The organism is Rickettsia conorii str. Malish 7 (genome assembly GCF_000007025.1).
GTDB classification, from domain to species: Bacteria; Pseudomonadota; Alphaproteobacteria; order Rickettsiales; family Rickettsiaceae; genus Rickettsia; species Rickettsia rickettsii.
Genome location: NC_003103.1, coordinates 854263 through 868855, shown reverse-complemented (window position 1 = coordinate 868855; position 14593 = coordinate 854263). Strand labels below are relative to the sequence as shown.

Here is a 14593-nt window from a genome sequence, read left to right as displayed (position 1 = left end):
CCGCCTACGCGGGAATGACATTAAGAAAATTAGAGATAACCTTGTACATCATCTGTATGCTCTTCACCCTCAAGAGTCATATCCTCTTTTAAGGCTTCCATACTACAGCTACTAAATATATCAAGGTTATTCTGCTCTGCTTGCCATTTTAATCTAGCTTCTTTAAAAGTAACAATACCGTTTTCAATTTCTGCTAATGTCAAATTTTTTACTTCGTGTAAAAAATTCTCTATATCTACTTTTGCTTCTGGATTTTTTTCGATGAATGGATTAAAAAACTCCTTGATATCTGCTAATAATTCTTTTTTCCCAGGTTCTATATCTTTAGAATCTAGAGCTTGAGCTATCAGTGTCTTCACTGCATCCTCGTTGTTTGCTATATCCTCTTCCTGTTCAAAACTTTTATCAAGTGCGTTATTAGAAGTATTAATATGGAATAACTCTTTGTAAAAATCATTCATAACAATTTGGTCGTTAGGATTATTTGCATTATAATTAGTTATTATTTTATCAATAGCTTCTTTAAACTTTTCATTATAAGGTATATTTCTAAAGGTGGAGCTTCCATATATAGATTTTTTAGCAAATTCTTTTAGTGCTTGCAGATTTTCAGTACTAGAATCACTCATCTCAGAATGTTTTTCTGGAATATAAGTAGCTATTTCTATTAATTTATTACCAAAAATGCTTTGAGCGGTTTTTTCATCAGCTTGTTGTGTTGCTGCTAATATTTTAGCGGGCATATTATTTTTCACTAGTTCTAGCATGCCTCCGCCGCAACAAACAGTTTGGTAATCATCATTATTTTCTTCTTTTAATGATAAATACAAAGCGTTTTCTATGTTATAGTTATTTTCTTTTAATAATTGCCATGTTTGTAAGGTTGGGTCATTAGCATATACTCCACCATCAATAATTTTATGTGATTTAGTATTGGTTATATTACGGAAATGGTGGCTGGGGAAATATCCAGGTGCTGCAGTGATGCCTTGTATTATATCTGAAAGGTAATAATCATTCTCTTCACTTTGTCTAGCATCTATAGTAGAGAAGGTCATAAGAGGATTTTGTTTATTATTTAGATCATAACCTGTAACTACAACATCACCGATTAAATCCTTGAGGGTATAATCCTTACAATATGCTTTCAATAATTTTACTAATGGTTCAGGAGAAAATTTATGGCTGAATAAGCCATTAAAACTCCACAATTTTCTAAAAGTTAATCCTACCGGAAAAATATTGTGTGCCATTTCTTCAAACAGTTCTTGAGCTTGCGCTGCACTGAATAAAGGTTTTCCGGGATTATTAGGATCCGGTAAATTAAGCAAAATAGAAATAAGTCCTCCAACACTGGTCCCTCCAGTAAAATCGAATATCTCACAAGTAGACTTACCGGTTATTTGCTCCATTATTTTTAATTTTTCTAAATGGATATTTCCTTTTACTCCACCGCCTTCAAATAGTGCTAAGCTAATCTTATTGTTGTTTATCTCTACCATAACTACCTTTCAAAAAAAAATACTAAGAGGGCAAAATACAATAAAAATTAACTTTTGTCAATAAACTTATTTGTCTAAAGTCTAAACTGAACAAAATTTAACTTATAAAATAAATTGTAACTATTAGTAAAGAAAACTTAATTAATAGTGAATATTTTAGTATATAGCTAATATTATAACTATGATGGTATGAGATATACTAAGTCATCCTAGTAATATAGATTCTCAGTTATTAGCTCAAGAAGTAAATACAATGATGCCCTTAGTAGAGAAAGATTTAGCTGATGTTGAAGATACAATAACTTATGGAAAAGAACGATTATTTAAATTTGTTAAAGATAAGAAAATTATGGAAGCTTTGGCATTTATGTATTGTTTTGAGGGAAATACTGGACAAGCTTTTTAGATATTAAAGAATTATGTACTACAGATGATTTATTATATAGAGATGATTTTAGTGCCCTTACGGAGACACTAGATACTTTAATCCCCCTTATAGGGATATTTGTTTCTAAATAATTTAACACTCATTCTAATATAAATAATAATGCTAAAATACAAAAACTTTGATAGCTCCTCTGATGAAGAGTTAAAAGAAAATTATACTTTACCTAAGTATCTTAATTTTTTACTTAAAAATATACTAGATATTAATTATATATATAACTCTGAAGATTTTAAACTTAAACTAGGTTTAGTATTACATAATTTAGCTGATAGATTTTTTAAATATTCTACTATTAGAAATATTTATAAAAAAATTAAATCTGAAATATTAGTTGTAGATAATAATTATTACGAAGAAAATTTTAATATTATCAAAACTGCTTTTAATAAACATAATTATTTAAAAATTATAACAAAGAAAATATAAGTGATAAGGATTATCAAAAGCTATTGCATTGTGTATTTAATCCAAATCACTCTATTCCTAAGATAGTTGCTTTAGCAGACGGTATTACTGCTCAGCATGCAAAGAAAGTATTATTACAAGAATTGCAAAACAGTAATATCAACTTAAAAAAGTATAAGTAATAACCCATACATAATTCTAAAGGACTTTTAGCTTTTGCTGAAATGATTGGCAGGAATAATAAAATCAGCTAAAGCACCGGATTTTAGAAGAAATAAATAGTGATTTATCTACTATATGTAAGATCTCAAATACTAAAGAAGAAACTTTTACAATTAATCATATAGTACATTATAAAACCGGTAATGTACAAACAGATGTATCTGGCTTAGGAAAGTATGATGAAATTTTATCTAAATTTGAGCAAGAACATGAATATGAACATGCTATTATAAAACGTATATTTGAAGTTGTGCATGCTAAAGCATCGACACAAAATATAGACGAATTACCGCGAAAACTAAATTACTTTGCAGAAAAGTTAACACATTTGTTATTTATGCTTGCAATGCATAGAAATAATGCAACCTTATTTACGGCTCCTATGTTTTTAGAACTTATTGATAAAAATAGTATATTTTTATCATATAAGGAGTTTTTTCCTATGTCTGCTGAGCATGCCGTTGCTCAAACAAGAGGTATACTGAAAAACTATAAATATGTGTTACCAAATTCCTGTCCAATAGATTATGACACTACAAATGTACAAAATGGTAATCTATTACTTATTAAAGAAGGTAATATATTAATAGAATGGCTTAGTAAAAAATTAAATAATTATAAACTAGCAAATATAGCACGAATATTTGACATCTTAGCTTCAATGTAATTTTACAAAAATATGGATAATGTAAAAAGCAATGATATAAAATCTTTTTTAGCAAAAGTTCATAAATTAGAGCATTGTCCTATACAGTTGTTAAATTCATTAGACCAAAATTTAACTGCTTTAATTCTTAAAGTAAACAATATAGGAGAACGTAATTTAAAGCTTACAAAAACTAAATTGCTTGAAAAAAAGGATTTTTCTCAAGATTTAAAGGATTTAATTGAAATAACCTACTTGGAATTTACTGAAAGCTTAAAAAATATTGAAGGGTTTTTAGCTCAAAAACAAGCATCTCTCAAGACAGAAATTAAAAAAAATCCTACCTGAAATTCTACAAATTTTATGTGCTAAAATAAAAGAATGGTATGATATTGATGCACCTGAATATGCTAAGAATGTATTACAAGATATTACCCCCCAAATTTAATCAAACTATTTCTCCTACCTCGTTTCAAAGGAGATTAAAACTTTCCTTGTCTAAAAGAAAAGATATATATGATGCAAATGATGATGATAATAATCAAACTTTGGAAACAACTGATATAGACAATAGTATGAAAGAATATTTTAAACTAATTGGAGAACATACTAATACTATATACGATTAAAAACAGTATTAATATTGATCTTTACCACATAGATGACTGGCTGTAGCTTGTATACTCAAATGATTTGAAGAATTGTTTCTGCAAAACTTCGGAGGACTCGCATGCTCACCTATTAAGGGCTGTGCGTACTCGCTCCTCGTTTTACATTCCAATTCTCCAAATCATTTGAGTATACCCTGTCTGCATCAACAAATTTTAATTGATAAAATAAGTGCTTTTCAGGAGCAATAAAATATGTAATATTACTATTCTTAAAAATATATCTATATTCTTGATTAGTGTGGATTTGATAATCGTAGTCGAGATAGTGAATTTGTAATTCCTCTTTATTAATTCGTTTAAACTTTTAAGTAAGAAATATGCTACCCCCTCACCGTAACCATAATTATCTTTATAATTCTGTTAATTTGGTATTTTCTGGAGAATCTTGAAAAAAATTTCTTTTACTGAATCGTTTTTTGAGAGCATTTGATATATATATCTATATCATTCCTGCGACGTTTTGGCTTTATTGTATGGCTGTTTATGTCATGCCCACGAAAGCGGGAATCCAGTAATTTAAAGGTTATACACAATAAGTTTGTACAATTAAAAGCTCAATTTATTTTGCTTTACCCGGGATTCCCGATTTCGCGGGAATGACATCGAGTCGGTTTTTCGGACCATGCAACAAAGTCAGCTTGACTACGGTATGACATTTAGTTCTGCAATATTTTCATTAGCAAATTAATCTCTTCGCGTAATTCTATATCGTTTTCCAGTAATTCTTCTACTTTCTTAATAGCATGCATAACCGTCGTGTGGTCTTTTTTACCGAATTTTTTACCGATATCTGCAAGACTTTTCGGCGTTAATGCTTTACTAAGATACATGGCTATTTGACGCGGTCTTGCAACTTCTCGTAATCTCCTTGATGAAGACATATCGGATAACTTAATATTATAACGGCTAGCTACCTTTTTCTGAATATCTTCAACGGTAATTATTCTTTCATTAGAACGCAGTAAATCCCGCAAAATATTTTGTGTGTTTTCGAGTGTAATTTCTTTTAAAGTAAAATTAGAATGAGCGATCACCTTATTTAAAGCTCCTTCAAGTTCTCTAACGTTTGAAACGATTTTAGATGCTAAAAAATCAATTACGTCTTTTGGTATTTTAACGTTCATCTGCTCAATCTTAGATTCTAGAATACCGAGTCGTAGCTCATAAGTAGTACTATGAACGTCGGCAACTAAGCCCCATCCAAGACGAGATTTTATCCGATCTTCAATATTATCTAAATCTGAAGGCGATCTATCACAAGAAATAACCATTTGACGGTTATTATCAATCAATGTATTAAAAGTATGGAAAAATTCTTCCTGCGTACTATCTTTACCGCAAATAAATTGAATATCATCAATCATTAACACGTCAACCGAACGAAATTTCTCTTTAAACGAGATTACTTCTTTGTTACGCAGAGCTTTAACAAATTGATACATAAATTTTTCTGCCGACATGTATATCACTTTGCGGCTTGGATTATGCTGCTTGATGTACCAACCGATTGCATGCATTAAATGAGTTTTACCAAGCCCTACGCCGCCATATAGAAAAAGCGGATTAGACTCAGAAACCGCACCTGATGATTCTGCAACCGCTCTTGCGGCTGCATAGGCTAGCTCATTTGGGGCTCCAACCACAAAATTATCGAAAGTAAAACGTACATCAAGGGTTGAAAAGATATTTTCCGAATTAAGCTCACTGCTGCCGATATCGGCAAAAGTCTTAGTAGGTAATTCTGTAACTGTTTGGGTTGTTCCAGGTAACTCTTTAGTAATTATTTCAATTGACTTAATGGTATTATTATAATGTTGAAATAGTTGCAATATAACCATAGAGTACTTGGATTTTATCCAATCTCTAACAAAGTTAGTAGGGGCACAAAGAATAACGGTATTTAATGAAGACTCTATAAAATTGACTTTACTAAACCAGCTATTATATAGAGTTTCACCGTAATGATTGTAAAGATCTTGAGCCACGTGACTCCAGACATTTACATAATTATCACCTTGATCCGTTAAAATTATTTGGTTAGTACTCACTTAAAACTGCCACGGTAAGTTATTTTGTTTCCAGCCTTTATCTTGATTATTTCCTTCAAAGCCGTCACTAATATTATAACAATTTTTATAACCTATATTAGTTATAAAATTTGCTGCGATAAATGACCTATATCCTGAACGGCACAGAAAAAATATTATTGCGTGAATTTTATCGTTAACGATAGATAAAAAATTATCTTCAAAATCTTTATTCAATTGCCAACTTAGAAAGATCACCTTATTTTTATTATCTAAATGAGGTATCCCAACTTGCTGCCACTCTTCTCTAGTTCTAACATCTACAAGAAAAGCATTATCATTTGAAATTAGCATATCATAAGCTTTTGTAGAACAGATATTTTGAACCGACATATTTATGCTTTTTTGCTGTTATTGATAATAAAAGTTAATAGAATTTTACCCATGTAGAATGGATTTATTAGAGTGCTGAATTATTAAAGCATTTTAAAATGATCTTGGTATCTGATTATTTTAATAATATTATTATAAAAAAATTTTGCAAGATGTTATAGATGAATAAATTAAATAAAAACTCTTTACAAAAGAAACTTTTTTACCGTAGTAAAAATCGCGGTTGCAGAGAAATGGATTATATACTCAGTAGCTTTGCCGAAAAGTACCTATCCTTAATGGATGAAACACAACTTGGAAGCTATTCTTTAATACTTGATCAAAATGATAATGATCTTTATAATTGGATTAATAATAAATCTTCTGCTCCTTCTTATCTAGATGCCGAAATAATTGATAAATTACACAAAATAGCAAAAATATAAACTCCTGTAGAATGTTACAACAAAAATTTCCGGCGGCTGCCAAATCTTTCTTTGCAATTGATAATTTTACTAAGAATCTTAAGCAAGATTTCATCTTGAGTGCGAGTAATGAAGAGGAGGCGTTGCAATTATACAAGCAAGCTTTATTTTTTTCTTCTAATGAAAATATTTATTACTTTCCAAGCTATAATACCATCCCTTATGACCATACGTCACCAAATGCAAATATCTTATCTAGACGTGCAGAAACATTAATCAAGCTAACAACAAATAATAGTAATAGCAACAAATTACTCATCACTCATACAGCGAACTTATTAAACAAATTACCGCCGAAAGATTTTTTTTCTAAATATTTTTTGAAATTATCCCCTAAAATGAAATTTACTACGGATGAGCTTGCTATGTTTCTAGTAGAAAATAGTTTTACAAGAAATGCGAGTAGCATCGATGTCGGGGAATTTGCGGTTAGAGGCGAAATCATTGATATAATATTGTCCGGTCCTAAAGCTTATAGAATTCATTTTAGCTGGGGTTATATTGAATCAATAAAAGAATTTGATATTGATACGCAAATTTCGACTAAATCCTGCAGGGAGCTTATTATTAGTCCTGCAAATGAGATAGTTTTAAATAGTGAAACTATAGGTAATTTTAAGAATAATTACTTACGAAATTTTGGAGTTAATCATACTGATAATGCTTTATATGAGGCGGTAATATCTGGAAGAAAATTCACAGGATATGAACAATTACTCCCATTATTTTACGATTCCTGCTCTAACTTAATAGATTATTTAAACGATCCTATTTTCATATTCGATAATTTGTCAAAAAAAGCCATTTTGGAATTTGAACATAGTTATAACGATTTTTATTCGGCAAGGTCAGAGGCAAATAAACTTAAATTTAATAGTTTCTATCCCACCCTTTCACCGACTAGCTTATATTTTACCGCTTCTGAAATAACGGAATTACTAGAACAAAAAAATAATATACTACTTACTTTTGAAAACTCAGAGCAAGCTAGCTTAATTAAAAATATCGCTGCTACAAGTTTTATAGAAAAGAAAACGGTTTTCGATAAATTATTTGAAGTTATTAAAGCAAATTCTCATAAGAAAATTATTATAGGCTCAAGCGTTTTAAGTAGTTTTGAGCGAATCAAAAGCATAATTCAAAATTATGAATATAAATATAATGAGATAAATAAATTAGATGAGGCTAAGGCTTCAATAATAAATGTCGCGATAATTCCTTTAAATCAAAGCTTTTATACGAAAGAATATTTATTTATTACCGCTAGCGAATTATTAGAAGAAAAACCTAGCTCTACAAACACTAACAAAAAACTTAAAAATATCTTGCTGGAGCTTGATAATTTAGCTGAAGGCGAATTTGTTGTTCACAAAGATCATGGAATAGGGCAGTTTTTAAAGCTAGAAGCTTTAGAAATCAAAGGCAAACCACATGATTTTTTAAAGATTTTATATGCCGGCAATGATAAATTATATATACCAGTTGAAAGTATAGAGGTAATAAAAAAATACGGCAATGATAATGCGGAGCTTGATAAGCTTGGTAGCGTTTCATGGCAAAGAAGTAAGGCAAAGCTTAAAAAGCGTATAAAAGAGATAGCACTGCATTTAATACAAATAGCAGCTAAAAGGAAACTTAATAGTAGTGCTTCCGTTGAATTTGATCTTGAAGAATATGATAAATTTTGTGCTAATTTTCCTTTCAGCGAAACGGAAGACCAATTAATCGCTATAAACGATATTAAAGAAGATCTAAGAAACGGTATGTTAATGGATAGGTTAATATGCGGTGATGTCGGGTTTGGTAAAACAGAGGTAGCAATGCGTGCCGTCTTTATGGTAGCAAAATCTCTAAATGAACATTTACCTCAAGTAGCCGTAGTTGTACCGACAACTATTTTATGTAGTCAACATTTTTCAAGGTTCATAGAAAGGTTCAAAGGTTTTGGTTTAAATATCAAGCAATTATCTAGCGTTATTAGTTCTAAAGAAGCAAAAATTATAAGATCGGAGCTTGAAAGCGGTAAAATAAATATAATAATAGGCACTCATTCTTTATTACATAAAAATATAAAATTCTTTAATTTGAAATTGTTAATAATCGATGAAGAACAACATTTCGGTGTCGGTCAAAAAGAATTTCTTAAATCGCTAAAATCCTCTTCCCATGTACTTGCAATGTCGGCAACACCGATTCCTCGAACGCTGCAAATGTCAATGACCGGTTTAAAAGAACTTAGCATTATTGCAACGCCGCCTCTAAACAGGCTGGAAGTTCATACCTCGGTTATGCCGTATGATCCCGTTATTATCAGAGATGCATTATTACGTGAACATTTTAGAGGCGGAAGAAGTTTTTATGTAGTTCCAAGAATTAAAGATATAGAGGATATCGCAAAACAATTAAAACAAATTGTGCCGGAATTAAGTTATAAAATAGCTTACGGAAAAATGACTCCGAGTAAAATTGATGAGGTTATGAGCGAGTTTTATGCCGGCAAATTCGATATACTAGTCTCAACTACTATTATAGAATCAGGAATTGATATAGCCGAGGCAAATACCATGATCATACATAATGCTGATATGCTGGGTCTTAGTCAGCTATATCAATTGCGTGGTCGTATAGGTCGAGGTAAAATGCGGGGTTATGCCTATCTAACGGTAGCAAGTCATAAAAAGATGACATCGCACTCCTTAAGACGCTTAGAGATAATACAAAATAGTTGTGCTTTGGGCTCAGGTTTTACTATTGCAAGCCGTGATATGGATTTACGAGGTTTCGGTAATTTGATAGGTGAAGAACAATCAGGACAAATTAAAGAAGTAGGTACAGAACTATATCAAGAAATGCTGGAAGAACAAATAGCTATTTTTAAAGATGAATCGATTGTTTCAGAACAACCCTTTATCCCGACTATTAATTTGGGATTATCCGTCTTTATTCCAGATAATTATGTAGCCGATGCAGCTCTTAAACTTGGACTATATAGAAGAATAGGTAATTTAAGTAATGAGATAGAAGTAGAGACATTTAAAGATGAGATGATTGATAGATTCGGTTTACTACCGATTGAATTTAATAATTTACTTGATATTGTAAAAATAAAACTATTATGCTTTAAGTTAAATATTGAAAATCTAGATTCAGGAGATAACGGATTTGTGATTAAATTTTATAAAAATGCCGATATGACTGATAAAATTTTAAAATTCGTTACTACTTACTCTAATCAGGCAAAAATCAAACCAGATAATAAATTAGTATATATCAAGAAATTAGTAGATAAAAATATAATTGTTGAGGCAAATCAACTACTTTGGAATTTATCGGAGGTGTAGACTCGATGTCATTCCTGCTCTGTCATTGCAAGCAGCCGTAGGCTGCGTGGCAATCTCATGAAATAATAACAAACTCTTGAGATTGCTTCGTCAATTGCTATGCAATTTCCTCGCAATGACGGTAACACGTTTTTAACATAATAAATATGTCCCATAACCTAAAGCAATTATTTCAACAACATAACGTAAAAGGTTTGTCGATTAATTCTAAAACCGTTAAGGATAAAGATATCTTTTTTGCGATTAAAGGACAGAATACTGATGGAAATGATTTTATTAAGGATGCTTTAAGCAAAGGTGCAGTATTAGTAATTACGGACAATAAAAAAAATATTGTTATAGATAAAGTAATTTACGTAAAAGATGTGCAGGCAGCTTTATATGAAGCCATAGAAATATTCTATCCTAAAAAACCAAAGGATCTAATAGCCGTAACCGGTACTAACGGTAAAAGTTCGGTAGTATCCTATATAGCTCAAACATATTCGTTACTTGGGAAAAAAGCAGCATCTATAGGTACGATAGGGGTAGAAATATTTGGCTGCGTTAATCTTATAAATGATGTACCGGAATTAACAACTTTAGACTATTTAAGCTTTAGAAAAATTGCTCATAATTTAGCTGAAAATGGTATAGAATATTTAGTTTTTGAAGCTTCTAGTCATGGTCTTGATCAAGCAAGACTTAGGGAAATAAAAGTAAATATCGCATGTTTTACTAGCTTTAGTCAGGATCATCTAGATTACCACCATACAAAAGAAAATTATTTATTAGCCAAACTGAAATTATTTATAAATCATTTATTACCGAACGGTATCGCAATATTAAATTCTGATATAGAAGAAATAGAGTTTGTTAAAGATTATCTACATAATCATAATATTAAATTTATAACCGTTGGGACAAAAGGTGATTTAGAAATAACTAGACTTAACGGTTCTTTAAAAGGACAAAATATTAATTTTACATTTAATAATAGAGAATATAATTTTAATACCCCGATAATTGGTAGCTTTCAGGCTAGTAATTTATTAATTGCTGTTCTTAGCATTCATTATATTGGTTTTGCTTTTGATGATGTTATAGATTCTTTAGTAGAAGTTAAAGCAGTAAAAGGCAGAATGGAGAGAATAGATAACACTAATATCTTCGTTGATTATGCCCACACTCCGGACGCTCTTGAAAAAGCTTTAACGGAACTGAAAAATATTAAATTACGTGATAGTAAGCTAAGCGTAGTTTTTGGCTGCGGCGGTAATCGTGATAAGGCAAAGAGAAGTCTTATGGGGCAAATAGCCGCAAAACGTGCCGATACCATCATAATTACAGATGATAATCCACGTCATGAAGACCCAAAGCTTATTAGAGCTGAAATCATAAGCGGTATAGAGAAAGCAGATTATACAGAAATAGCAAATAGAGAAGAGGCTATTAAATACGGTATAAATAATTTAAAACAAGATGATATCTTATTAGTTGCGGGCAAAGGTCATGAAAATTACCAAATTATAGGCGATAAGAAATTACCTTTTGATGATGCTGAGGTTGTGAGGAAGTGTGTAAAAGTTTGTCATCCCGTGGCTTGACCCATAGTACCGGACAGTTTAAAAAAAACTTGATGTCATCCCCGCGGAAGCGGGGATCCAGAAAAATAACTTTAATATTAATACAGAAGTTACATATTTGATAAAATAAACATATAAAAAGCAAGCTTTTTATATGTTTACTGCCTTCCCGCCTACGCGGGAATGACATAAACACGCCATACAACAACACATAAATAACAAAAACATATGATCTGGAACTCTAAAACTTTAAGTGCTGTTCTCGGTATAACAATCTCTAATTCTATAAGTTGTAATGAAGTGCAATTTAATTCCAAAGATGTTAAAAAAGGTAATTTATTTATAGCACTTCAAGGTAATAGAGATGGTCACGATTATGTTCTAGATGCAATAGATAAAGGAGCAGCAGCCGTAATTATTAGTAAGCGAGTAGAGATCAATGATAAAGATAAAATTATCTTAGTCGATGATTGTTTTGAAGCTCTACAAAAAATGGCTTTATATAAACGAGAGAATTCAAAAGCTAAATTTATAGCTATAACAGGCAGCGTCGGTAAAACTTCTACAAAAGAAGCACTGAAAGTATTATTACAACATGATTTTCTAGTTTTTGCTAGCCGAGGTAACTTCAATAACAAACTCGGTATGCTTATTAATCTTGCTTCAATGGCTGATGATACGGAATATGCTATTTTTGAGCTTGGCATGAACCATAAAGGTGAAATAAGAGAGCTGGTTCAAATATTAAAGCCAAATATTGCCATGATTACTAATATTTCAGAGGCTCATTTAGAATTTTTTAACTCGCTTGAAGAGATAGCTGAAGCTAAATGTGAGATTTTTGCAAATTTTAGCAAAAATGATATTGCCGTTATTAATGCCGATACTAATTGCTATAACAAAATATTATCGATATTAAAAAACCTTTCTATCACCGATATACATAGCTTCGGTAGATCAGCTAAAACTTCAGCAGAATTAATTTTATATGAGAACCTAGGAGAGCAAGTCTACTTAAAGTATAAGATAAATAAGAAAGTCTTAGATGTAACGATACCGTTTATTCCTCGGCATTTTACCGAAAATTATACCGGTGTACTTTTAATTATCGATATATTAGGTAAAGATATAGAGATAGCTGCAAATCACTTAGCAAATATTTCTCCTACTAAAGGAAGAGGGGAAATTATCAATATACAAAATTGTCGTGTAATTTGTGATTACTATAACGCAAGTCCGCAGTCAATGAAAGCTGCATTAGAATATTTAAAACAAGTACCTGCCGAGAATAAAACTGCTATAATAGGCGATATGCTAGAGCTAGGGGAAAACTCTAAACGATTACATGAGAAACTAGTGCAGTACATATTAGATGCCGCTTGTTCTAAGGTCTATTTAGTAGGAGTAAATACTAAATATATTAATGATTTACTACCTGCCAAAATAGCTAAAAAATACTTTAAAAATGTTGATGAATTAATTACGCATATTACGGATTTATTTGAAGGTAATGAGCTAATTCTAATAAAAGGGTCAAGAGGCGTAAAACTTGATAAGATTGTTGATTATTATAAATAAATACACTAGGATATTCTTAATATTGTGTGGTTTGGTTGCCCGTCATTGCGCGGAAATTACGTAGTAATTGACGAAGCAATCTCAGGATGTTTGACGAGATTGCTGCCGCGCAGTCGTAGACTGCGCGCAATGACGATTTAGTATCCATGCACAATGAATAACATCAAAATATACTTTTAAATTTAAATCTACAAATGTTATACAATCTTTTACTCCCTCATATCCATAATTCACATATAGCTAATTTATTTCACTATATTACTTTTCGTAGCGCTCTTGCTATTATTATAACTCTAAGCCTTAGCTTTATCACGGGTCCGATATTAATAGAATTTCTGCGATCTCTTCAAAAAAACGGTCAGCCTATACGCTCAGACGGACCTGAATCGCATCAAACAAAAGTAGGTACTCCGACAATGGGGGGCATTATGATTATTTTGTCTAGTTGTCTTTCTACTTTATTACTTGCTGATTTAACGAATAAATATATTTGGATTACGTTATTTGGTTTTATTAGTTTCGGTATTATAGGATTTATGGATGATTATGCTAAGGTAACTAAAGATAATCATTACGGAGTAAGAGGAAAAAGTAAGCTTTTACTTCAAGGAATTATTAGCTTCATTATATGTGTTTTACTAGAATATCTAGATAAAAGTCCAAGTCATTTACTTAACGTACCGTTTTTTAAAAATTTAAGTTTGGATCTTGGTTATTGTTATATAGTTTTTGCTATATTTGTTATAGTCGGCTCTTCTAATGCCGTGAATCTAACGGATGGGCTTGATGGTCTTGCTACCGTTCCTATTGCCTTTACTGCCGGTTCTTTTGCTTTAATAAGTTATTTAGTAGGAAATCTAATTTACTCGAACTACTTACAGCTAACCTATATACCGAATACCGGAGAGTTAACGGTGTTATGTGCGGGATTAGTCGGTAGCTGCCTTGGATTTTTATGGTTTAATGCACAACCGGCAGAAGTTTTTATGGGCGATACCGGTAGTCTAAGTCTTGGCGGTGTGCTTGGTATTATTAGCGTTATTACTAAGCATGAAATAGTTTTAGCTATAGTCGGCGGCTTGTTTGTTATTGAAACGGCATCCGTAATTTTACAGGTATATTACTTCAAAGCTACTAAAGGAAAAAGAATATTTAAAATGGCACCGCTCCATCATCATTTTGAAAAACACGGCTGGGCAGAATCAAAAGTCGTAATAAGATTTTGGATTATTTCAGTTATATTTGCTCTTATAGGCTTATCATCCTTAAAATTACGTTAACTATATTCGTTTATCTATCTTTTATTTATCAAAATACATTACATAAATTAA

The 14593-nt window shown here is 31.2% G+C and carries 12 protein-coding genes and 1 pseudogene; 10 read left to right on the top strand and 3 right to left on the bottom strand.

All coding sequences use genetic code 11. The features are described 5' to 3' along the window. Window positions 1–29 precede the first annotated feature (29 nt). Window positions 30–1502: a patatin-like phospholipase family protein gene (locus tag RC_RS04595; protein WP_010977521.1), complete on the bottom strand. Its 1473-nt coding sequence runs from the start codon at window positions 1500–1502 to the stop codon at window positions 30–32. Window positions 1503–1698: 196 nt separating this feature from the next. Between RC_RS04595 and RC_RS11065 the strand changes: the two are divergent. The 5 genes and pseudogenes from RC_RS11065 (at window position 1699) to RC_RS04570 (ending at window position 3852) form a co-directional block, all read left to right on the top strand. Further along, window positions 1699–2021 (top strand): annotated as a pseudogene (locus tag RC_RS11065) (hypothetical protein). Window positions 2022–2049: 28 nt separating this feature from the next. Further along, the gene (locus tag RC_RS04585) at window positions 2050–2376 is read left to right on the top strand and encodes a hypothetical protein (RefSeq protein WP_010977519.1); all 327 of its coding nucleotides are present in this window, start codon (window positions 2050–2052) and stop codon (window positions 2374–2376) included. A 451-nt stretch (window positions 2377–2827) separates the two neighbouring features. Continuing rightward, window positions 2828–3244, top strand: coding sequence for a hypothetical protein (locus RC_RS04580; protein ID WP_010977518.1), 417 nt, complete (start codon window positions 2828–2830; stop codon window positions 3242–3244). A gap of 12 nt (window positions 3245–3256) precedes the next feature. Continuing rightward, the gene (locus tag RC_RS04575) at window positions 3257–3571 is read left to right on the top strand and encodes a hypothetical protein (RefSeq protein WP_010977517.1); all 315 of its coding nucleotides are present in this window, start codon (window positions 3257–3259) and stop codon (window positions 3569–3571) included. 59 nt (window positions 3572–3630) lie between these two features. Continuing rightward, window positions 3631–3852: a hypothetical protein gene (locus tag RC_RS04570; RefSeq protein WP_041471736.1), complete on the top strand. Its 222-nt coding sequence runs from the start codon at window positions 3631–3633 to the stop codon at window positions 3850–3852. Window positions 3853–4550: 698 nt separating this feature from the next. Here RC_RS04570 and dnaA read toward each other — a convergent pair. Further along, window positions 4551–5942, bottom strand: coding sequence for a chromosomal replication initiator protein DnaA (gene dnaA, locus RC_RS04565; protein ID WP_010977515.1), 1392 nt, complete (start codon window positions 5940–5942; stop codon window positions 4551–4553). Next, window positions 5943–6314 carry a rhodanese-like domain-containing protein gene (locus tag RC_RS04560; RefSeq protein WP_004997961.1) on the bottom strand — a complete coding sequence of 124 codons (372 nt, stop codon included), beginning with the start codon at window positions 6312–6314 and terminating at the stop codon, window positions 5943–5945. 161 nt (window positions 6315–6475) lie between these two features. Between RC_RS04560 and RC_RS04555 the strand changes: the two genes are divergently transcribed. The 5 genes from RC_RS04555 (at window position 6476) to mraY (ending at window position 14542) form a co-directional block, all read left to right on the top strand. Beyond that, complete coding sequence (locus RC_RS04555) at window positions 6476–6739, top strand: succinate dehydrogenase assembly factor 2 (protein WP_010977514.1); 264 nt, start codon at window positions 6476–6478, stop codon at window positions 6737–6739. A gap of 11 nt (window positions 6740–6750) precedes the next feature. Beyond that, window positions 6751–10119: a transcription-repair coupling factor gene (gene mfd / locus RC_RS04550; protein WP_010977513.1), complete on the top strand. Its 3369-nt coding sequence runs from the start codon at window positions 6751–6753 to the stop codon at window positions 10117–10119. A gap of 146 nt (window positions 10120–10265) precedes the next feature. Then, window positions 10266–11705 (top strand): UDP-N-acetylmuramoyl-L-alanyl-D-glutamate--2,6-diaminopimelate ligase, encoded by a 1440-nt coding sequence (locus tag RC_RS04545; protein ID WP_010977512.1) that lies wholly within the window; start codon window positions 10266–10268, stop codon window positions 11703–11705. Window positions 11706–11912: 207 nt separating this feature from the next. Further along, complete coding sequence (locus RC_RS04540) at window positions 11913–13262, top strand: UDP-N-acetylmuramoyl-tripeptide--D-alanyl-D-alanine ligase (RefSeq protein WP_010977511.1); 1350 nt, start codon at window positions 11913–11915, stop codon at window positions 13260–13262. Window positions 13263–13456: 194 nt separating this feature from the next. Beyond that, a complete protein-coding gene (mraY, locus tag RC_RS04535; RefSeq protein WP_010977510.1) occupies window positions 13457–14542 on the top strand; it encodes a phospho-N-acetylmuramoyl-pentapeptide-transferase in 1086 nt (361 codons plus the stop codon). Window positions 14543–14593 lie beyond the last annotated feature (51 nt).